Annotated in this window: 20 protein-coding genes; 8 read left to right on the top strand and 12 right to left on the bottom strand. The window is 72.3% G+C overall.

Annotated elements, in window-relative coordinates; all coding sequences use genetic code 11:
* Positions 1–23: 23 nt before the first annotated feature.
* Entirely contained in the window at positions 24–1,133 is a 1,110-nt protein-coding gene (locus tag PH203_RS19565; RefSeq protein ID WP_289921441.1) for an alpha/beta hydrolase-fold protein, read from the bottom strand.
* A gap of 93 nt (positions 1,134–1,226) precedes the next feature.
* Here PH203_RS19565 and PH203_RS19570 point away from each other — a divergent pair, with 93 nt between their 5' ends.
* Positions 1,227–1,448, top strand: a complete 222-nt coding sequence (locus tag PH203_RS19570; RefSeq protein WP_289921442.1) for an MbtH family protein — start codon at positions 1,227–1,229, stop codon at positions 1,446–1,448.
* Positions 1,449–1,470: 22 nt separating this feature from the next.
* On the opposite strand, the gene PH203_RS19575 is transcribed toward PH203_RS19570, so the two are convergent.
* The 3 genes from PH203_RS19575 to PH203_RS19585 are packed head-to-tail and all read right to left on the bottom strand — an operon-like array spanning position 1,471 to position 6,142.
* Positions 1,471–3,465 carry a hypothetical protein gene (locus PH203_RS19575; RefSeq protein WP_289921443.1) on the bottom strand — a complete coding sequence of 665 codons (1,995 nt, stop codon included), beginning with the start codon at positions 3,463–3,465 and terminating at the stop codon, positions 1,471–1,473.
* 21 nt (positions 3,466–3,486) lie between these two features.
* The gene (locus tag PH203_RS19580) at positions 3,487–5,304 is read right to left on the bottom strand and encodes a glycoside hydrolase family 15 protein (protein ID WP_289921444.1); all 1,818 of its coding nucleotides are present in this window, start codon (positions 5,302–5,304) and stop codon (positions 3,487–3,489) included.
* 58 nt (positions 5,305–5,362) lie between these two features.
* Positions 5,363–6,142 (bottom strand): DeoR/GlpR family DNA-binding transcription regulator, encoded by a 780-nt coding sequence (locus PH203_RS19585; RefSeq protein ID WP_289921445.1) that lies wholly within the window; start codon positions 6,140–6,142, stop codon positions 5,363–5,365.
* Positions 6,143–6,278: 136 nt separating this feature from the next.
* Between PH203_RS19585 and PH203_RS19590 the strand changes: the two genes are divergently transcribed.
* Both PH203_RS19590 and PH203_RS19595 read left to right on the top strand, forming a co-directional pair.
* The gene (locus PH203_RS19590) at positions 6,279–7,163 is read left to right on the top strand and encodes an SIS domain-containing protein (protein ID WP_289921446.1); all 885 of its coding nucleotides are present in this window, start codon (positions 6,279–6,281) and stop codon (positions 7,161–7,163) included.
* A gap of 8 nt (positions 7,164–7,171) precedes the next feature.
* Positions 7,172–8,020: a ketose-bisphosphate aldolase gene (locus PH203_RS19595; RefSeq protein WP_289921447.1), complete on the top strand. Its 849-nt coding sequence runs from the start codon at positions 7,172–7,174 to the stop codon at positions 8,018–8,020.
* Positions 8,021–8,063: 43 nt separating this feature from the next.
* Here the strand turns inward: PH203_RS19595 and PH203_RS19600 are convergent, their stop codons facing one another.
* Entirely contained in the window at positions 8,064–9,203 is a 1,140-nt protein-coding gene (locus tag PH203_RS19600) for a methyltransferase (RefSeq protein WP_289921880.1), read from the bottom strand.
* A gap of 32 nt (positions 9,204–9,235) precedes the next feature.
* Positions 9,236–10,126 (bottom strand): aminoglycoside phosphotransferase family protein, encoded by an 891-nt coding sequence (locus PH203_RS19605; RefSeq protein ID WP_289921448.1) that lies wholly within the window; start codon positions 10,124–10,126, stop codon positions 9,236–9,238.
* An 88-nt stretch (positions 10,127–10,214) separates the two neighbouring features.
* Here PH203_RS19605 and PH203_RS19610 point away from each other — a divergent pair, with 88 nt between their 5' ends.
* Complete coding sequence (locus PH203_RS19610) at positions 10,215–10,862, top strand: alpha-ketoglutarate-dependent dioxygenase AlkB (RefSeq protein WP_289921449.1); 648 nt, start codon at positions 10,215–10,217, stop codon at positions 10,860–10,862.
* 36 nt (positions 10,863–10,898) lie between these two features.
* Complete coding sequence (locus tag PH203_RS19615; RefSeq protein WP_289921450.1) at positions 10,899–12,143, top strand: ROK family protein; 1,245 nt, start codon at positions 10,899–10,901, stop codon at positions 12,141–12,143.
* On the opposite strand, the gene PH203_RS19620 is transcribed toward PH203_RS19615, so the two are convergent.
* Positions 12,129–12,968 carry a helix-turn-helix transcriptional regulator gene (locus PH203_RS19620; RefSeq protein ID WP_289921451.1) on the bottom strand — a complete coding sequence of 280 codons (840 nt, stop codon included), beginning with the start codon at positions 12,966–12,968 and terminating at the stop codon, positions 12,129–12,131. The genes PH203_RS19615 and PH203_RS19620 overlap by 15 nt on opposite strands.
* Before the next feature lie 102 nt (positions 12,969–13,070).
* Between PH203_RS19620 and PH203_RS19625 the strand changes: the two genes are divergently transcribed.
* Positions 13,071–13,778, top strand: coding sequence for an SDR family NAD(P)-dependent oxidoreductase (locus PH203_RS19625; RefSeq protein WP_289921452.1), 708 nt, complete (start codon positions 13,071–13,073; stop codon positions 13,776–13,778).
* 25 nt (positions 13,779–13,803) lie between these two features.
* On the top strand, positions 13,804–14,253 hold the full coding sequence (locus PH203_RS19630; RefSeq protein ID WP_289921453.1) for an RpiB/LacA/LacB family sugar-phosphate isomerase: 450 nt from the start codon (positions 13,804–13,806) through the stop codon (positions 14,251–14,253).
* A gap of 17 nt (positions 14,254–14,270) precedes the next feature.
* Here PH203_RS19630 and ilvY read toward each other — a convergent pair whose 3' ends face one another.
* Entirely contained in the window at positions 14,271–15,137 is an 867-nt protein-coding gene (gene ilvY, locus PH203_RS19635) for an HTH-type transcriptional activator IlvY (RefSeq protein ID WP_289921454.1), read from the bottom strand.
* An 88-nt stretch (positions 15,138–15,225) separates the two neighbouring features.
* On the opposite strand from ilvY, the gene PH203_RS19640 reads away from it, so the two are divergent.
* Positions 15,226–16,695, top strand: a complete 1,470-nt coding sequence (locus PH203_RS19640) for a ketol-acid reductoisomerase (RefSeq protein WP_289921455.1) — start codon at positions 15,226–15,228, stop codon at positions 16,693–16,695.
* Positions 16,696–16,734: 39 nt separating this feature from the next.
* Here the strand turns inward: PH203_RS19640 and PH203_RS19645 are convergent, their stop codons facing one another.
* From PH203_RS19645 to PH203_RS19660, 4 genes are read right to left on the bottom strand one after another with little or no spacing between them, the layout of a single operon-like run.
* On the bottom strand, positions 16,735–16,911 hold the full coding sequence (locus tag PH203_RS19645; RefSeq protein ID WP_289921456.1) for a DUF1272 domain-containing protein: 177 nt from the start codon (positions 16,909–16,911) through the stop codon (positions 16,735–16,737).
* Positions 16,912–16,935: 24 nt separating this feature from the next.
* Complete coding sequence (locus PH203_RS19650) at positions 16,936–17,844, bottom strand: phosphotriesterase (protein WP_289921457.1); 909 nt, start codon at positions 17,842–17,844, stop codon at positions 16,936–16,938.
* Positions 17,841–18,425, bottom strand: a complete 585-nt coding sequence (locus PH203_RS19655) for a DUF4865 family protein (protein ID WP_289921458.1) — start codon at positions 18,423–18,425, stop codon at positions 17,841–17,843. Before PH203_RS19655 ends, PH203_RS19650 begins: the two co-directional genes overlap by 4 nt.
* A gap of 10 nt (positions 18,426–18,435) precedes the next feature.
* Positions 18,436–18,996 (bottom strand): TetR/AcrR family transcriptional regulator, encoded by a 561-nt coding sequence (locus tag PH203_RS19660; RefSeq protein ID WP_289921459.1) that lies wholly within the window; start codon positions 18,994–18,996, stop codon positions 18,436–18,438.
* Between the last annotated feature and the right edge of the window lie 104 nt (positions 18,997–19,100).

The raw sequence follows: 19,100 nt of genomic DNA on the forward strand, positions 1-19,100 counted from the left end.
CGGGCCCGCCGGCGGAGCGTGCGTCAGCCGAGCGCCCAGGCGACATCCCGGAGCAGGGCGTGCCGCCACCCCGCCCGGTCGTGCCCGGACGCCGACCGCGAGGCCCGTACGGTCGCCCCGCACCGCTCGGTGAGGGACTCGACGAGTGCGCAGTGGGGCAGCATCGGCGGCTCGTGCTCCCCCACGTCGAAGGCGACCCTGAGCCCCGACAGGTCGGGCCCCTCCCGCAGACGCGCGGCGAGGTGGCCGCCGACCGGGCCGCCCTCCAGGTCCGGAACGTCCCCGGCGGCGGGCGTCCACCAGAACGACCCCGACTGGCAGGCGACCCGGGACACCAGCTCCGGGAACTCCAGCGCCGCGTACAGCGCGCTCAGCCCGCCGAGGCTCTGCCCGGCCACCACCAGCCGGTCCGGGTCGGCCGGGACGCCGGACTCCGCGACCAGCGGCAGCAGCTCGTCCCGGACCGCCTGCCACAGCGCGGGCCGGCACGCGAACTCGGTCCGCCTGTCCTTGGCGGGCAGGAACACGAGCGTGACGGGCGGCAGGTCGCCCGCGGCGGCGGCCGAGTCGAAGGCGGCCATCGCCGGATGCAGATGGAGCCAGTCGTCCCCGTCCAGCAGCAGCACCAACGGCCCGCCGCCGCCCACCGGATGAACACGTACGGTACGCCGCCCGCCGAGCCGGTCACTGGCCCAGCGGAGCCGGACGCGGGGGAGCGGCAGGACGTCGTCGGCGCCGACGACGGGCCAGTGCGGCTGGGCCGGGGCGTCCGGGGTCGCGGCGATGCTCTGCTCGGCGCCCGCGCCGACCGGGTTGAAGGGGTCGGCGTACGCGTCGCCGTCGACGAGGAACCGGTAGGTGACCCGCAGCCGTTCGGGCATACGCACCTCGGCGTACCAGCAGTCCGTGTCGGCCCACCGGCGCAGGGGGACCGGCTCCGACCAGTTCTCGAAGTCGATGCTCGCCTCGCAGCCGCGCCACAGGAACAGCGTCACCCAACCGCCGTCCTCGGTGGGCACCGACACGGGCCCGCCCGCCGCCGCCCAGAACGCGTCGCTGCCGGGCTCGCCGGGCAGTCCGAACTCCTCGAACGCGGCGAAGGCGGCCTCGCCGTCGGCCGTACGGCCCCGCATGAACGTCTCCTTGTGAGGGGGAGGGTGAAAAGCTAGGCTCGATTGAATTAGGCGAGCCTAACCTAATGTTGACGTCTCCAGGAGGTACTCGACGTGAGCACCAACCCCTTCGACGACGCCGAAGGCCGCTTTCTGGTCCTGGTGAACGACGAGGGCCAGCACTCGCTGTGGCCCTCCTTCGCCCAGGTTCCCGGCGGGTGGACATGCGTCTTCGAGGAGAACAGCCGAGAGGCGTGCCTGGACTTCATCACGGCGAACTGGACCGATCTGCGCCCCCGGTCCCTCGTGGCGGCCATGGAGTCGGATCCCTCCTAGCGGGCGCCGGGACAGGGTGGCGCTAACGTCGAGCCAGGACGCGGGTGATGCCTGCCGCGATCGTGGTCGCCAGGATCCAGCCCGCCGCGATCAGCGCGGCCGCGAGCCACTGCTGCCAGTCCTCCGGCTTGAACGCCCCTTCCTGCCCGAAGCTCACCACGGGAAAGAGCAGATCGAGGCCGTACAGAAAGGAGTTGAACGGCGGCGCCTCCGCGGGTTTCACGGCCGGTGGCTGCCGCACGGTGAAGGCGACCGTCGCGACGAGCACCAGCATCGCCAGCCAGGCCGCCGCCCGCAGCGGCCGGTACCCGTACCCCACGGTCCAGTCCTGTACGTACCCCCACAGCCGCAGGGCGGGCGTCTGACTCGCCCGGTGCCGGCGGTGCTTGGCGAGCAGGACGACACGGGCGGCGTCGTCGTGGCCGTGGCGGGTGTAGGTGGCGGCGAGTTGTTCATAGGGCTGGGGGAGGTATCCGCTCGCCTCCCGGGCGAGCCAGTCGAGGCGGGTCCGGACGGGGAGCGCCGCCTCCAGGTTCTCGTAGACGAGCCCGTCCATGAGGAGGGCGTGCGGCCAGCAGGCGGGGTCGTCGGCCAGCACGTCGACGCGGGTGTGCCGCAGGTCGACGGCCCCGGCGAGCCGTGTGCGCGTATCCGTGTCGATCGACCCCGTGGTGACTCGTCGTACCGACAGGGTTCCCTCGATCGTGGCGCCGGTGAGGATCAGCGCCGTGATACGGCAGCCGGACAGGGACACCCGGCCGCGTGCCACGAAGCCCGCGCACAGATCCACCACCCCGGCGGTCAGCCCCCAGATGATGAGGGCCCGGCCGGAGGGGTTCGTCAGCCGGGCCGCGTGGAACTGCACCCCGGCACCCACCCCGGCGTCCATGAGGTCGATCCCGCCCTCGGAGGTCAGATCCCGGCAGTGCAGCCCGCCCCGGACCTGGAGCCTGCGGGCCGTCAGCGTCGGCCGCCCGGGATTCTCCAGCCGGGCGCCGTTGAGATGGACGGACCCGTCGACGCGGGCATCGTCCAGAACGACCTGCCCGTGGCTCGTGAAACCGGGGGAGGCCTCCAGATCGCCGCCCACTCCGATCAGCGAGCCGTCCAGGGCCCGCTCGCCGGGCGCGTCGAACACCGCGTCCGACAGCCGTAACGGTCCCTGCACCGTGGCGCCGGCCAGCGCCACCGAGCCGTGGGCCGTGAACCCCCCGTCCAGGGCGAGGATGCCCTCGACCGCGAGTCTCTCCGCGCCGAGGGCCACACCGTCCCGGTTCTCCAGCGTCGCCCCCGTGAACACGCAAGCCCGGGAGATCCGGGCGTCCTGAAGCCTCAACTCCCCTTGCGAGCACAGTCCTTGACCCGACGGCGTCAGTCCGGCGCCACAGAACAGCCCGCCCTCCACGACCATCCCGTCGCCGTTGAGGGTCGCCCCGCCCGGGTGGGCGACACGCGCGCCTTCGAGGACGAACGTCCCGCCCACCCGCGCGCTCCACATCAGCATCTCCCCGCGGATGTCGGCGTCCCGGCAGCTCACGTCCCGCTCGACCAGCAGGCTGTCCGCATGGAGCGCCGGAGTGCCCAGCAGGCACGCCCCGGTCAGATCGAGCGAGCCGGTGACATGGGCGCGCGTCAGCCCCAGGGACCCTTCGCACCGGCTGCCCGCCAGCCGGAGCTGTCCGTCGATCCGCGCGTCCCGCAGGGTCAGGGCCGGGAACCGGGAGCCACTGAGGTCGATGCGGCGGGTCGAGGCGGACTCCAGTACAGGCGCTTCGCCGAAGGAGCAGTCCTTCATCACCATCGCGTACGGCACCTCGCAGCCGGACACGTCCAACACCCCTGAGACGACGGCACCTTGAAGCCGCAGGGCCGGAACGGAGCCCGGCACCGCCTCCCGCTCACCCAGCAGCAGCCGCGTGACCACCTCCGCACGCACGGTCCCGCCCGTCACGACCCGGCCGACGGGAAACGCGTCCCACAGCTCCTGTTCGGCATCCGACAGCACGAGCCCCGCCATGCATCCCCCCGTTGCGTACCGTCAGCCCAGCGCGCGATCCAGGTTGAAGGCCGCGCTGATGAGCGCGAGATGTGTGAACGCCTGCGGGAAGTTGCCCTGTTGCTCACCGGTGTGGCTGATCTCCTCGGCGTACAGGCCGAGATGGTTGGCGTAGGTGAGCATCTTCTCGAAGGCGAGCCGGGCTTCGTCCACGTGCCCGGCGTGCACCATCGCCTCGACGTACCAGAACGAGCAGATCGAGAACGTGCCCTCGTCGCCGCGCAGTCCGTCCGGGCTGGCGAGCGGGTCGTAGCGGTAGACGAGGGAGTCGGAGACCAGTTCCTGGGTGAGCGCGTCCAGCGTGGACAGCCACTTGGGGTCGGTCGGGGCGATGAACTTCGTCAGCGGCATCATCAGGACGGCGGCGTCCAGGACGTCGCCGTCCTCGTGCTGCACGAACGCCTGACGGGTCTCCGACCAGCCGCGGCTCATGATCCGCCGGTAGATCGTGTCACGGCACTCCCGCCAGCGGGGCAGGTCGGCCGGCAGTCCGCGCCGGTTGGCCATCCGGATCGCCCGCTCGATCGCCACCCAGCACATCAGCCGGGAGTACAGGAAGTTCTTGCGGCCGCCCCGGGTCTCCCAGATCCCCTCGTCGGGCTGGTCCCAGTGCGCGCACACCCACTCCACCAGGGCGCAGACATCGTCCCACTGGTCGCTGGAGATGGCCTTGGCCCACTTGTCGTAGAGGTAGATCGAGTCGATCAGCGCGCCGTAGATGTCCAGTTGGAGCTGGTCGGCGGCGGCGTTGCCGATGCGGACCGGTGCGGAGCCCTGGTGTCCTTCCAGATGGGGGAGTTCGGACTCGGTGAGGTCGGTGCGGCCGTCGATGCCGTACATGATCTGCAGCGGCCCCGAGGGCTTGCCGTCGCCCGGACTGACGTGCCTGGTCACGAAGTTCATGAACGCCTCGGCCTCGCCGGTGAAGCCGAGCCGGAGGAGGGCGTAGACGCAGAAGGCGGCGTCGCGCACCCACACGTACCGGTAGTCCCAGTTGCGTTCCCCGCCGAGCTGTTCGGGCAGGCTGGTCGTCGGCGCGGCGACGATCGCGCCGGTGGGCGCGTAGGTGAGGAGCTTGAGGGTGAGGGCCGAGCGGTGCACCATCTCCCGCCAGCGGCCTCGGTACTTGGAGGCGGACAGCCAGCGGCGCCAGTAGTCGACCGTGCTGCTGAACTGCTCCTCGGCCTCGGTCCGCGCGCACCGGCGGGGCTGCACGTCCCCGCTGACCTGGTCCAGCGCGAACACCGTGGACTCGCCCTCGGCGAGCTTGAAGTCGGCGTGTACGTCCTGCCCGTCGGTCTCCAGCGCCACGGTCGCGGTCAGCCCGAGCGACAGCGCCTCGGAGTCGAAGACGGCGACCTCGCCGACCATGCGTACGGTGTGCGGCTGCCTGCCGTAGTCGAACCGCGGCGCGACCCGCGTCCGGAACGGGATGGACCCGCGCACGCACACCACCCGCCGGATCAGCCGGTGCCGTTCTGACTCGCCGTCCACGGGCATGAAGTCCTGCACCTCGCCCACCCCGTCCTCGGTGAAGAAGCGGGTGATCAGGACATTGGTGTCGGGGAAGTAGAACTGCTTCGTCTTCGCCGGCACGGCCGCCGCGAGCTCGAAACGCCCACCGCGCTCGGCGTCGAGGATCGACGCGAAGACGCTGGGGGCGTCGAAGGACGGGCAGCAGTACCAGTCGATGGTGCCGTCCGTGCCCACCAGGGCCACACTGCGCAGATCACCGATCAGCCCGTGCTCGGCGATCGGCAGATACGGCTGATCCGGCTGGTCCACAGGCGTTCCGCTCATCGCAGCCTCCCTCGGAACCAGCCTAGGTCGCATCGGCCCGGCGGGTACCGCGAACGGATCAGACGGCGAGGACCTGGATCCCGGCCTCCTCGAACCGCCGCACGATGTCCGCTGCGGCCGCGGTGTCCGTGACCAGCGTGTCCACGGCCTCGGCCGCGCAGATCCGGGCGAACGCCCGCTGTCCCAGCTTGCTGGAGTCGGCGGCCACGACGACCCGCTCGGCCCGCTCGCACAGCAGTCGGTTGATCGCCGCCTCGGCCTCGTCGTGCGCGGCGGCACCGTGGGTGACATCGAAGGCGACCACCCCGAGCACCGCCACATCGATGGTGATCTGGCTCAGCACCCCGTCGGCGAGCGGCCCGATGAGCTCGTACGACTGCGCCCGCGCCACCCCGCCGGTCACCACGATCTTGAACTGGGGGCGCACGGCGAGCTCGTTGGCGATGTTCAGCGCGTTGGTCACGACGGTGAGCGCGGGGGAGCCGGAGGCGAGATCGGCCCGTACCGCCAGCGCCCGCGCCACCTCGGTGGTGGTCGTACCGCCGGTCAGGCCCACCGCCACACCGGGGGTGACGAGAGCGGCGACCGCCTTGGCGATCCGCTGCTTCTCGGAGGCGCGCCGGGCCGTCTTGTAGCGCAGCGGCAGTTCGTACGACACCCCGTGCACGACCGCGCCGCCCCGGGTACGGACGAGCATCTGCTGCTCGGCCAGCTGGTCGAAGTCACGGCGGATGGTCGCGGCCGAGACCGCCAGCTCGGCGGCGGCCTCCTCGACGTCCAGCCGGCCGCGCTCGACGAGCAGTTCCAGCAGCGCCTTCCAACGGGCGTCGCGGGACATCCGCACCCTCCATTCCTCGGTCTTTCGCGACCCTAGCGCACCCCGATGCCGTTCGAATGCTTGATTCTGCTTGAAAATTCGCTATATCTTGCAGAAAAGAGCATCCATGAGGTGTGAGGATGGGGAGGGCCGCGTCATGACTCATGTCGAGGACGAGTTGCACAGCCAGCCCGAGTGCTGGATCCGAGCCGCGGCCGAGGCGCCGCGGCATGCCGCCGCACTGCCGGCGCCGGGGGAGCGGGTCGCGCTCGTGGGGTGCGGCACCTCGTACTTCATGGCGCAGTCCGCGGCGGCCCTGCGCGAGGGTGCGGGCCAGGGCGAGACCGACGCCTTCGCCGCGTCGGAGTTCCCGCACGGCCGCTCGTACGACCGGGTCCTTGCCCTCACCCGCTCCGGCACCACGACCGAAGTCCTGGAACTGCTCGGGCGGTTGCGGGGCCGCACCCGGACCACGGCGATCACCGCCGACCCGCACACCCCGGTCATGACGGCCGCCGACGACCTCGTCGTGCTCGACTTCGCGGACGAACGGTCCGTCGTGCAGACCCGGTTCGCGACCGCCGCCCTGACCCTGCTCCGCGCCCACCTCGGCCTGCACACCGACACGGCCGTCGCCGACGCCCGCACCGCGCTCACCGCCCCGCTGCCCGAAGGTCTCGTCGACTGCACGCAGTTCACCTTCCTCGGCCGTGGCTGGACCGTGGGCCTGGCCAACGAGGCCGGACTGAAGATGCGCGAGGCCTCGCTGGCGTGGACCGAGGCCTACCCGGCGATGGAGTACCGGCACGGCCCCATCAGCATCACCACCCGCGGCACCGCCACCTGGATGCTCGGCGAGGCCCCCGAGGGGCTGGCCGAACAGGTGCGGGGGACCGGCGGCCTGTGGGTCGCGGGCGGTCTCGACCCGCTGGCCGAACTGGTCCGCGCCCAGCGGCTGGCGGTCGCCGTGGCCGCCGCGCGCGGCCTTGACCCGGACAGGCCCCGCCACCTCACCCGCTCGGTGATCCTCACCGGTTCGTAGGAGCAGCCGTGCCTCTGGTCACCACCGGCGAACTCGTCACCCGGGCCGCCGCCGCGCACCGCGCCGTCGCCGCGTTCAACGTCGTGGCGCTCGAACACATCGAGGCGGTCGTCGTGGGCGCGGAGGCGGCCGGCACCCCCGTCGTCCTCCAAGTCAGCGAGAACGCCGTCAGGTTCCGCCTCGGACGCCTGCGACCGCTCGCCCGCGCGGCCGTCGCCGCGGCCGAACAAGCCGCCGTGCCCGTCGCGTTGCACCTGGACCACGTCCAGAGCGACGCCCTGCTGAGACAGGCGCCGGACGCCGGGTTCAGCTCCGTGATGTACGACGCCGCCCGCCTGCCGTACGACGAGAACCTCGCCGCCACCCGTGCCGCGGCCGACTGGGCGCACTCCCAAGGCCTGTGGATCGAGGCCGAGTTGGGGGAGGTCGGCGGCAAGAACGGCGAGCCGCCGCTCGACGCCCACGCCCCGGGCGCCCGCACCGACCCGGCCGAGGCACGCGCGTTCGTGGCGGACTCGGGTGTGGACGCCCTGGCCGTGGCCATCGGCAGCTCGCACGCCATGACCACGCGGACGGCCGCCCTCGACCACGTCCTCCTCAAGCGCCTGTCCGGCGCACTGGACGTTCCCCTCGTCCTGCACGGCTCCTCAGGAGTGCCCGACGGCGAGCTGACCGCGGCGATCGCGGGCGGCATCACCAAGGTCAACGTCGGCACCGCCCTCAGCATCGCCATGACCGGCGCCGTACGCGAGTTCCTCACCGCCCACCCCGAGGCGGTCGACTCACGCAAGTACCTCGCGGTGGGACGGGAGGCGATGGCCCGGGCGGTCGAGCGGATCATCCGGGTGCTCGGCTGATACGCATCCGACGGGCGGCCGGGCGCCGGCTATTTCTCGACGGCTATTTCTTGACGGCCCTCAGCACCACGAACTTCGGGTCGCTGGAGACCAGTTCACTGTTGCCGAACAGGCGGCGCAGCTTGACGTGGTAGCCGAGGTGCCGGTTGCCGATCACCCACAGCTCACCGCCCGGCCGCAGCGCACGGTGGGCGCCGGTGAACATCCGCCAGGAGGTGGCGTCGGTGGTCGCCTGGTGGGAGTGGAACGGCGGATTGTTCAGCACGAGGTCGACACTGCCGGCCGCCACCCCGGCCAGCCCGTCCCCGACGCGGAACTCGGCGTGCCCCGGCACCCCGTTCGCCTTCCACGTCGCCTCCGCCGAGGCCACCGCCTGGAACGACTCGTCCACGAACAGGACCTCGGCCTCGGGGTTGGCCAGCGCCAGCGCCGTCCCCACGACACCGTTGCCGCACCCGAGGTCGACCACGCGCTCGGCCCCGCGGCTGCGCGGCAGATGCCGCAGGAAGAACCGCGTGCCGATGTCGAGCCGGTCGGCGCAGAAGACCCCCGCGTGGTTCACGACGGTGCGCCCCGAGGCCGTACCGATGTCGTCGGGCAGCTCGTAGCTGTACGGCCACGGGTTGACGGGCCGCTTCAGGGACGGCTCGGGCGTGCAGAGGACGAGCCGCGCCTTCTTCTCCGCGAGGGAGGTGCGGGTCGGGCCGAGGATCCGCTCGAACAGCTTCAGCGTCGAGGTGTGGATCTCCTTCACCATCCCGGTCCCGACCACGACCGTGCCCTCGTGCACCCCGGGCGCCAGCCGCAGCAGCTGGTCCTCCAGCAGTGCCAGGCTCTTCGGGACCCGCACCAGCAGGACGTCGACCCGGCCGGGAGGCGGGTCCTGGGTGGTCAGGAGCCGCACGGCACCGGTCTCGACACCGTTGCGGGCGAGATTGGCGCGGGTCGCCTCCTGGGCGAGGTAGGAGTCGGTGATCTGCACCGGCCGGTGCGCCGCCAGCGCCGTGACCAGCGCACCCCAGCGGTCACCCACCGCCACGACCGTGCCGGACAGCGGAATCTCCCGCTCGTGCTCCGCGAGGTGCCTCAGGAGGTACTCGTCCGAGGCGTCCCAGGCACGCAGCCGGTCACGCGGATCCTCGGGAAATCGGGCCAGCGCGAGCTCGCCCCAGGGCGTCGTCATACGGTCGTTCATCGTGGGTCCAGGCTAAGCGGTCAGACCGACGACTCCAGAATGCGGTCGAGTGTGCGGCGCCCCAGGGCGCTCATCGTCGGATTGCTCTCGGCGTAGTACCAGACGAGCCCCATCGCCTGCTCGAACGCCCATGCCTTGCCGCGCTCCCACTCCAGGTCGTCGCAGCCCAGCGTGCGCCGGAGCACGTCACGCGGGCCGGGGAGCAGCAGATGCCAGGCACTGACCAGATCCAGCGCGGGGTCGGCCGGGCCGAACCCGCCGGTGTCGAGCACGCCGCTGAGCCGGCCGCCCGCGACCAGCACATTGCCGGGAATCAGATCACCATGGCTCATCACATCCGCGCTCGTGCGTGGCAGCTCCCGGAAACCGCTCCACAGCCGGCGCAGCCGGGGCACGTCGAGCAGCCCCTCGCTCTCCTCGAAGCACGTGCCCATCCAGTCGTCGTGACGAGCGAGCACGCCGCCGCGATTGTCGCCGTCGAAGCGCCGCCCCCGGGTCCCGGCGGCCCGGAGGGCGGCGATGAAGTCCGCGAGATCCACGGCGAAGGCCTCCGACCCGCTCGGGTCGGCATCGAAGGCGACCGTTCCCGGCAGCCAGGTCTGCACCGACCACGGCATGGGGTAGTCCGCCCCGGGCTTTCCCAGGGCGACCGGCTGCGGGACGGGGAACCGGGACACCTGTGCCAGCTCCGCACTCGCCCGGGCTTCCCGTTCCAGCACCGCCAGCGCCTCGCCGGGATCGGCCAGGCGCAGGGGGAAGCGCGCGGCGAGGTCGTCCCCGACCCGGAAGATGGCGTTGACCGTCCCGGTCGACGGCAGCCGCCGGATCGCCCTGCGGCCCCACCGGGGGAACTGCTCCTGGATCAAGGCCGCGACGGTCTCGGCGGTCACGTCCACTTGGTCGGCGTGCATGATCACCCAGTATTCACAGGCCGGTATCCCGATCAACCGAGATTCCCGGGCAGCCTCGGTCCAGGGCTTCTCCGGCAGGATGGGAGGCATGGATGCCGAGCTGTTCCCCAGGTCCCGTGCGGAGATCGCGCCCGGCGCGGTGCACGTTCCGGCCTGGCTCGACGCGGGGCGGCAGCGGGAGCTCCTGGAGGCCTGCCGTGCGTGGGCCCGGCCACCGGCCGGTCTGCGCACGGTCCGCACCCCCGGCGGCGGCACGATGACCGCCCGGCAGGTCTGCCTCGGCCTGCACTGGTACCCGTACGCCTACGCCCGCACGGTCGTCGACGGCGACGGCTCGCCGGTGAAGCCGTTCCCGGCGTGGCTGGGCGAGCTCGGCAGGAGGGCTGTGCGGGACGCGCTGGAAGGGACCCCGCCCGCCCCGTCGTACGACATCGCACTGGTCAATTTCTACGACGGCGAGGCCCGGATGGGCATGCACCGGGACAGTGACGAGAAGTCGGACGCGCCGGTGGTGTCCCTGAGCCTCGGGGACGCCTGTGTCTTCCGGTTCGGGAACAGTGAGACGCGGGGGCGGCCGTACACGGATGTCGAGCTGCGCAGCGGGGACCTGTTCGTGTTCGGCGGGGTCTCGCGGCTCGCGTACCACGGGGTGCCCAAGGTGCACCCGGGCAGCGGACCGCCGGAGTTGGGGCTGGCCGGGCGGTTGAACATCACGCTGAGAGTGAGCGGGCTGTAGGACGGCCTCGCAGCGGATCATGGGAGACTCCCCCTCATGAGCGGCAAGGCGGACCCCCGGCAGACGGGGGAAGGGACCACCTCGAGGACGCGGCTGGACCGGGGGCGCGGTGCGCTCGGGCCCGCGTTGGAGCTCGTGCACACCGGACGCGCCCCGACCCGGGCCGTGCTCACCGCCGAGCTCGGGGTGACGCGGGCCACGGCCGGCGCGGTCGCCGCCGAGCTGGAGGCGCTCGGGCTGATCCGGGTCGACGCCAGGCCCGGTGCGGCCGCCGGTTCGCAAGGGAGGCCCTCGCACCGGCTCGCGATCGCCGAGGACGGGCCCGTCGTGCTGGCCGCACAGGTGCACGCCGACGGGTTCCGGGCGGCGCTGGTGGGCCTGGGCGGCCGGATCGTCGCCACCGCGCCCGGCTGCGAGACCGTCGACGCCGACCCGGCGAAGGTTCTCGCCTCGGTCGTCGAGGCGGGCGCCGAACTGCTGCGCACCACAGGGCTGCGCTACGTGGGCGCCGGTCTCGCCGTCCCCTCCGCGGTCGCCGAACCCGACGGCACCGCGCTGAACCCGCTGCACCTGGCCTGGCCGGTCGGCGCCCCCGTCCGCCGGATCTTCGCGGAGTGCGTACGCGCCGCCGGCATCACCGGACCGGCCTTCGCGGGCAACGACGTCAACCTCGCCGCGCTCGCCGAGCACCGGCACGGCGCGGGGCGCGGCGCCCGTGACCTGCTGTGCGTGGCGACCGGGCACCGGGGTGTCGGCGGGGCGCTGGTCCTCGACGGCCGTCTGCACACCGGGAGTTCGGGCCTGGCGCTGGAAGTCGGCCACCTCACCGTCAACCCCGAGGGCCGCCCCTGCCACTGCGGCAGCCGCGGCTGTCTCGACGTCGAGGCCGACCCGCTCGCCTTCCTCGACGCCGTGGGCCGCGAGCCCGGACCCGAGGGGTCCCTGCTCCACCAGGCCAACGAACTGGTCCGCGGCCACTACGGCGACCCGGTGGTCCGTACCGCCGCCGAGGCGCTGATCGACCGGCTCGGACTCGGCCTCGCGGGCCTGGTGAACATCCTCAACCCGGACCGCATCATCCTCGGCGGGCTGCACCGCACGCTCCTGGACGCCGACCCGGACCGGCTGCGCGCGGTCGTCGCCGACCGCAGCCTGTGGGGGCAGAGCGGCGGAGTGCCGATCCTGGCGTGCACGCTCGACCACAACAGCCTCGTGGGTGCCGCGGAGCTGGCGTGGCAGCCGGTGCTCGACGATCCGCTGGGAGCGCTAACCCGCGAGTGACTGCGTGCCGAGGACGGAGACCAACCGCAGCTTCTCTGCGGCCTCGGTGCCCGGTTCGGCCGAGTAGACGAGGATGTGCAGATCGCTGCCCTCGACCCGGAGCACATCGCAGTCCAGCGTCAGCAGGCCCACCTGCGGATGCTCGATCGTCTTGCGGGACGATTCGAGCCGGCCGACGACACCGGCGTCCCACAGTTCGGTGAACCGCTCGCTGTTCGCCCGCAACTCGGCGATCAGGCGCTTGAGTTGAGGGTCGGCGGGATACCGTCCGGCGGTCGCGCGCAGTTCGGCGACCACAGCGGCCTCGAAGGCGCGCCGCTCCTCAGGCGTGTGCCGGACCCGGCCGGGGGCACCGAGGAAGTTGCGCCACACCCCGTTGCGCTCGAAGCCCCGCAGGCCCGACTGATCGCCCATCAGCGCCGAGTACATAGGGTTGGCCACGAGCAGCGTCATGGCCGCGTCGGAGACCCCGACGGGAGTGTCCTGCAGTCGGTCCAGGAGCCGCTGGACGCTCGGCGTGATGTACGCGGGCACGGTCTCGGGTCCCGGCGCCACCAGCCCGGCCAGCCGGAACAGAAACCCGCGCTCGTCCCCGGACAGCCGGAGTGCCCGCGCCAGTGCCTCCACGACCTGACCCGACGGATTGGCCGCCCGGCCCTGTTCGAGCCGTGTCACGTAGTCGACCGAGATCCCCGCCAGCAGCGCCAGCTCCTCGCGCCGCAGCCCGGCGGCGCGCCGCTGTCCACCGGTGGGCAGCCCGGCGCTCTCCGGTGCGACCCGGTCGCGCCAGCGCCGCAGCGCCTGCCCGAGTTCCGTCGTCGTCATGCCCCCAGTGAACCGCGCCGGCCGGGGCGGTGCCTGGTACTGGGAGTCCCAGGAAGAAGGGTCTTCTGGCTGCGCCGCCGGTCCGGCGAGAGCGTGGAGTACATGACGACAACACTCATCACCGGAGCCAACAAGGGCCTGGGCCTCGAGACCGCTCGCCGGCTCGTCGCCGCAGGCCACACCGTCTACGTCGGCGCCAGGGACGCCGACCGCGGCCGCCGCGCCGCCGAACGGCTCGGAGCCCGGTTCGTCCAGCTCGACGTCACCGATGACGCCTCCGTCCAGGCCGCCGCGAAGACCGTCGAGGCCGAGGGCGGGCTCGACGTCCTGATCAACAACGCCGGCATCGAGGTGCGCGGCGAGAACAACGCCGTCCCGGCCGCCGCCGACACCACCGCCGACGAGATGCGCACGGTGTTCGAGACGAACGTCTTCGGCGTCGTCCGCGTCACCCACGCGTTCCTGCCGCTGCTCCAGCGCTCCGCGGCCCCCGTGGTGGTGAACGTGAGCAGCGGACTCGCCTCGCTGTCCGGGCTCTCCGACCCTGACTCGCCGGCGCACTTCTACCAGGCCATCGCCTACCCGGCGTCCAAGACCGCGGTCAACATGATCACCGTGCAGTACGCGAAGGCGTTCCCGGAAATGCGGATCAACGCGGTCGAGCCCGGCTTCACCGCGACGGACCTCAACGGGCGCACGGGCACCCAGACAGTAGAGCAGGGCGCCGGGATCATCGTCCGCATGGCGCAGATCGGCCCCGACGGCCCGACCGGTGGCTATGTGGACGCCGAGGGCCCGCTGCCCTGGTGATGTCCCGGCGCGTAGGCTCGGGGCCATGCGGATCTCCGTCTCCTCGGACATGGACGAACCCGTGGCCCGCAGCCTCGTCGCCGAGCTGCGTACCCGTGGCCACGAGGTGGTGGCCCACGGCGCTCTCGACCCCGGTTCCGACCCCCAGTGGGCGGCCTGCTCGGAGGCGGCGGCCCGGGACGTCGCGACCGGTGCGTCGGACCAGGCGGTCGTCTGCTGCTGGACCGGTACGGGCGCGTCGATGGCCGCGAACAAGGTCCCCGGGGTGCGGGCGGCCCTGTGCACCGACGCGTACACGGCGGACGGGGCCCGCCGGTGGAACGACGCCAATGTGCTCGCCCTCAGCCTGCGTCTGACGTCGCAGCCCCTGCTCAAGGAGATCCTCGACGCCTGGTTCGCGGGCGAGGCGAGCGAGGACGCCGAGGACCGGGAGAACCTGGCGCGGATCGGGCGGCTGGACCGCAGGGAGCCCTGACCCGGGACGCCGGGAGCTCACGGCGACGTGACGCCGGATGCCGTGAGACTCCACAGGGCGGCCACGAGAGGCCGCCGCAGATCGGCCCGTCGTACGCACAATCCGATCGGGAACGGCTCCGGCGCGGGATCCGCCGGGATCACCGTCAGCCGCTCCCGCACCGCACTGTGCTCCAGTACCAGGCGAGGCACCATCCCCGTACCGCAGCCGAGGGCGACGAGCGTCAACAGCCCTTCGTGGCCGTCCGGTTCGCAGACCGGCTCCGGGGTGGTGCCGCGGGTGCGGAACCAGCGGTCGGCGGCGTCGCGGACCAGGCCGCGGTGGGGGAGGACGAAGGGGCCGTCGAGGCCGGGATCGGGCCGGTCCCGGGCCGTCACCAGGACCAGCTCGGTCACGGCGACCGTCCGGCCCACCAGCGGCTCCGGCAGCCGCGCCGGGATGCCCGCGACGGCCACATCCACCTCGCCCTCGTCCAGCCGGGCCAGTGCCGCCGCCGCGTCACCGGTACGCAGGTCGAGCCGCACCTGGGGGTGCGCGGCGCGGAACTCGGCCAACAGGTCGGGCAGCAGGGCCTGGCAGGCGGTCACGGTGGCGAACACGGCGAGGCGGCCGGTGAGTTCGGCCGGGTCGGGGTGCTCCTCGCGGTAGGAGCGCCACAACTCCAGCGCCTGGACGGCGTACTCACGGAACCGGTGCCCCTCCGCTGTCAACGACACCCCGCGAGGCCCCCGGTCGAAGAGCCGGTGCCCGAGCCCGGCCTCCAGCCGCTGCACGGTCCGCGTGAGCGTCGCCGCGCTGACATGACAGTCGAGACTGGTCCGCCCGAAGTTCAGCGTCTGGGCCAGATGCAGAAAGAGCCGGAGTTCCCGGTGATCGTCGCGCATGCCGTGACCTGTCTCTTTCAGTTTCTGCAAGGGTGCGCTGCACAAGTTGCGCTTGCTGCAATGCTGTGCCGGAGCCTACAACTCGACCATGACCTCGACCACGTACAGCTCCCGTGTCTTCCCCCTGGAGACGATGGACGTCCCCGGCGGCACCGAGACCATCCTGCGCGGCGGCCGGCATCTCTTCCCGCTGCTCCCGCAGGCCTTCGCCGGGATCCGGCGCATCGGTGTCATCGGCTGGGGACCGCAGGGCCGCGCCCAGGCGCTCAACCTGCGTGACTCCCTCGCCGGCACGGACATCCGGGTGGCGGTCGGCCTGCGCCCCGGCTCGCGCTCGGCCGCCGACGCTCGCGCCCACGGCTTCACCGAGGAGAACGGCACGCTCGGCGACTGGCTCGCCGTCACCGCCGAGAGCGACCTGGTGATCCTGCTCATCGCGGACGCCGCCCTCGCCGCCCACCATCAGGAGATCTTCGCCGCGCTGAAGCCGGGCGCCGCGATCGGCCTCTCGCACGGCTTTCTGCTGGGCCACCTCCGCGAGACCGGGGGCGACTTCCCGCCGGGCCACGCGGTGATCGCGGTGTGCCCCAAGGGCATGGGCGACTCGGTGCGGCGCCTCTACCAGCAGGGCGCCGAGATCAACGGCGCCGGGATCAACAGCAGTCACGCCGTCCACGCCGACCCCGACGGCCGGGCCGTCGACCTCGCACTCGGCTGGTCGGTGGCGCTCGGATCGCCGTACACCTTCCGCACCACCCTCGACAGCGAGTACCTCTCCGACGTCGTCGGCGAACGGGCCATCCTGCTCGGCGCCGTCCACGGCATCGTCGAGAGCCTCTTCACACGGTTCCGGCTGGCCGGGGACGACGAGGTGAGGGCGTACGAACGCTCCTGCGAGAACGTGACCGGCCCGATCGCCCGTACGATCTCCCGAGCCGGGCTGAGGGCGGTCCGTGAGAACCTCGGCACCGAGGGCCGGGACGTCTTCGACCGCGTGTACACGGTGACGTACGGGCCCGCCCGTGAGATCGTCGCGGAGATCTACGACGAGGTCGCCGACGGCACCGAGCTGCGCAGCGTGATCCTGGCCGAACGGCGGCTGGGGGCACGGGAGATGAGCCGGATCGGCGGCTCGCCGATGTGGTCGGTGAGCGGGCGGGCGCACGCCCGCAGGACCGGACACGACCTGCCCGTGGACCCCTTCACCGCCGGCGTCTTCGTCGCCACGATGACGGCCCAGATCGACGAGTTCGCCGACCGCGGCCACCCCTGGTCCGAGATCGTCAACGAGTCCGTCATCGAGGCCGTCGACTCCCTGCTCCCCTACATGCACGCCCGAGACGTCGCCCACATGGTCGACAACTGCTCCCGCACGGCCCGCCTCGGCGCCCGCCGCTGGGGCCCGCGCTTCCAGAGCGCGTACGAGCAGATCGCCTTCCCCGCGACGCGACTCCCGGCGGACACGGCCCTGTTGGCGGCCTTCGAGAGCCACCCCGTACACGAGGCCCTGGCCGCGGCGGCGAAGCTGCGGCCGTCCGTGGACATCTCCGTGGCCTAGGCGCGCTCCTGGGGCCGGGCGTCCGACGGGGTGTCGGTCTCAGACGCGGCGCGGTCTCGCGACCAGCTCACCGCCGCAGTTGGGACAGACGCCCTGCATGGCCTCGGTGCAGGGCACGCAGAAGGTGCACTCGTAGGAGCAGATACGGGCCGGTGCGCCGGGCGGCAGCGTGGTCGTCTCGCAGCGTTCGCACATCTCGCGCATCTCCAGTGCCATGTCTGCTCCTGCTCTCTTCCCCGGTCAGCGCCACTCGACGGCGAGCGCCCGCCCCGGATTCTCGCTCATGATGCGTTCGACCAGGCCGGCGCCCACTTCCGCGGCCAGCCGGGGCACCACCCGGCGCAGCAGATACGGCATCCCCGGACCGCCGTCCACCGAGCGCGCCGCCGCGGTCGTGGTGTCGCCGCCGAGGAGCAGCCGGTCACCGAAACCCGCCTCGGCGAGGGCCCTCACGGCGTCCGGCATGCGCCAGTCCGTGGCGTGGTTCGCCCGCGACGGCCCGTCGAAGGCGAGGTAGCAGCCGGCCGCCGCGGCCTGGAGATGGACCACGGAGTCGGGGGAGCGGTTCAGATGGCCGAGGATCACCCGATGCGGCGGCACCCCCAACTCCCCGCACAGCAGGTCGAGTACGTCCAACGCGGCCGTGCCCAGTTCCAGATGGACCGCGATCGGCGCACCCGTCGCGTGGTGGGCCTCGGCCGCCGCGTTCATCGTCCAGCGGGCATGCGCGTCGAGGGCGTGGAATCCCCCGGCGACCTTGACGAGCCCGGCACGCACGCCCGATATGCCGATCCCGTCCGTGAGTTCGGCGACGAAGACCTCGGCCAGCCTGCCGCGCAGCTCCTCCAGGGTCCGCTCGCCGTAGTGGACGGCCTGGTGCAGCCCCGTCGCCGCCACCACCAGCACCCCCGACTCCCGGGACAGCGGAGGCAGATCCGCGGCCCGCCGCCCCAGCCCGTACGGCGTCCACTGCACGACGCTGTTCCCGCCCTGGGCCCGAAAAGCCGCCAGCTCCGCGCGCGCCGCGGACACGTCCCGCAGCTCCTGTCCGGGCAGCAGAGGGCTGCCGAAGAACAGATGGTCATGTGCGTCGCACACACCCAACTCGCCCGGCCCCACATCCCCGAGCACCGTCCGGACCGCGCTCACCACTGGCGCCCCCGCGTCAGCCCGGCCAGTCCCGGCGTCGACAGATGCAGCACCTGGAACACCTCACCCTCGGCCTTGGGCGTGTCATGCGCCCAGAGCGAGAAGTGCACCAGTTCCCAACGGCCGGCGTCGACGGCGGCCGCCGCCAGCACCGCGCCGTCCTCCGCCGCCAGCCGCCCCGCCTCCCGCACCGCGTCCGCCATGAACTCCGCCAGCTCCACTCCGTCCGGCACGGGCCGGCGGCGCCGCACCGCGACCTGAGCGGGCGAACCGGCGGCGCCGCCCTCCTCGTACGCCAGACCCGGCCACTGCCGGACCGACGGCCGGCCGAAGTCGTCGCTCAGTCCCTGGAAGGCGCCTCCCCAGAGGAAGGAGTTCATGCCCTCCACGGTGTCCCAGAGGTAGAACGGCGCGTACTGGTTCACCGGCGAGCCGTGCACTCCGCGTTCGCGCATCAGGTACGCCTTGAGGCCGAGGCCCTGCCACGTGTCGAGCAGATGCCCGACGCGGGCGACCCGGCCGCGGATGATCCCCATGTCGTAGTCGGCGGGCAGGGTGAGTTCGTACTGCATGGCGTGCATCAAGTGCCTCCTAGCGATTCGGCGCGAGCAGCGAGAGGAGTCCCCGGACCGCCGCGTCGAAGGCCGACGGTGAACCCGAAGCGCGAGCCAGTACATAGCCGCCCTGCACGGTGGCGGCGACGGCCGCCGCGATCGCCTCGCCGTCCAGCGAGGCCGCGAACTCCCCCTGTTCCTTGCCCTCTTCGACGACCCCGGCGATCCGCTCACGCACCCAGTCGAGCGTCTCGTCGACCGGTGAGCGCAGTTCGTCGCTCGCGATGATCTCCGGGTCCATGGTCAGCCGGCCGATCGGACAGCCGCGCAACACATCGCGCTCCCGCAGCAGATACGCCTCGATGCGCTCGTACGGCGTCCCCGGGCCGTCGAGTACTTCCCCGGCGGCCGCCTTCAGTTCCTCGGCCGTCCGCCGGATCGCCGCCAGCGCGAGGTCGGGCTTGCCCTTGAAGTGGTGGTACATGCTGCCCTGCCCGGCACCGGAGCGCTCCAGGATGGCCTTGGGGCTGGTGCCGACGTAACCGCGCTCCCACAGCAGCTCGCGGGTGGACTCGATCAGACGCTCCGGGGTGCTCATACACGCACTGTACATACTAGTAGTTACAGGCGTCGACCCTCGAAGGGCCCTGGAAGGAGCAGCCGCCACGGGCGCGCGTACTCCCCAGGAGGTACGGCCACTGC

This window comes from Streptomyces sp. S.PB5, from assembly GCF_030403745.1.
Lineage (GTDB): Bacteria > Actinomycetota > Actinomycetes > Streptomycetales > Streptomycetaceae > Streptomyces.

What these genes read in the sequence shown, in the direction of transcription:
- PH203_RS19645 (WP_289921456.1), bottom strand. Translation starts at nt 16,911, where the DNA reads ATGGCACTGGAGATGCGCGAGATGTGCGAACGCTGCGAGACGACCACG.
- PH203_RS19610 (WP_289921449.1), top strand. Translation starts at nt 10,215, where the DNA reads ATGGATGCCGAGCTGTTCCCCAGGTCCCGTGCGGAGATCGCGCCCGGC.
- PH203_RS19590 (WP_289921446.1), top strand. Translation starts at nt 6,279, where the DNA reads ATGACTCATGTCGAGGACGAGTTGCACAGCCAGCCCGAGTGCTGGATC.
- PH203_RS19565 (WP_289921441.1), bottom strand. Translation starts at nt 1,133, where the DNA reads ATGCGGGGCCGTACGGCCGACGGCGAGGCCGCCTTCGCCGCGTTCGAG.
- PH203_RS19605 (WP_289921448.1), bottom strand. Translation starts at nt 10,126, where the DNA reads ATGCACGCCGACCAAGTGGACGTGACCGCCGAGACCGTCGCGGCCTTG.
- PH203_RS19620 (WP_289921451.1), bottom strand. Translation starts at nt 12,968, where the DNA reads ATGACGACGACGGAACTCGGGCAGGCGCTGCGGCGCTGGCGCGACCGG.
- PH203_RS19580 (WP_289921444.1), bottom strand. Translation starts at nt 5,304, where the DNA reads ATGAGCGGAACGCCTGTGGACCAGCCGGATCAGCCGTATCTGCCGATC.
- PH203_RS19640 (WP_289921455.1), top strand. Translation starts at nt 15,226, where the DNA reads ATGACCTCGACCACGTACAGCTCCCGTGTCTTCCCCCTGGAGACGATG.
- PH203_RS19630 (WP_289921453.1), top strand. Translation starts at nt 13,804, where the DNA reads ATGCGGATCTCCGTCTCCTCGGACATGGACGAACCCGTGGCCCGCAGC.
- PH203_RS19660 (WP_289921459.1), bottom strand. Translation starts at nt 18,996, where the DNA reads ATGAGCACCCCGGAGCGTCTGATCGAGTCCACCCGCGAGCTGCTGTGG.
- ilvY (WP_289921454.1), bottom strand. Translation starts at nt 15,137, where the DNA reads ATGCGCGACGATCACCGGGAACTCCGGCTCTTTCTGCATCTGGCCCAG.
- PH203_RS19625 (WP_289921452.1), top strand. Translation starts at nt 13,071, where the DNA reads ATGACGACAACACTCATCACCGGAGCCAACAAGGGCCTGGGCCTCGAG.
- PH203_RS19655 (WP_289921458.1), bottom strand. Translation starts at nt 18,425, where the DNA reads ATGCACGCCATGCAGTACGAACTCACCCTGCCCGCCGACTACGACATG.
- PH203_RS19575 (WP_289921443.1), bottom strand. Translation starts at nt 3,465, where the DNA reads ATGGCGGGGCTCGTGCTGTCGGATGCCGAACAGGAGCTGTGGGACGCG.
- PH203_RS19585 (WP_289921445.1), bottom strand. Translation starts at nt 6,142, where the DNA reads ATGTCCCGCGACGCCCGTTGGAAGGCGCTGCTGGAACTGCTCGTCGAG.
- PH203_RS19600 (WP_289921880.1), bottom strand. Translation starts at nt 9,203, where the DNA reads ATGACGACGCCCTGGGGCGAGCTCGCGCTGGCCCGATTTCCCGAGGAT.
- PH203_RS19615 (WP_289921450.1), top strand. Translation starts at nt 10,899, where the DNA reads ATGAGCGGCAAGGCGGACCCCCGGCAGACGGGGGAAGGGACCACCTCG.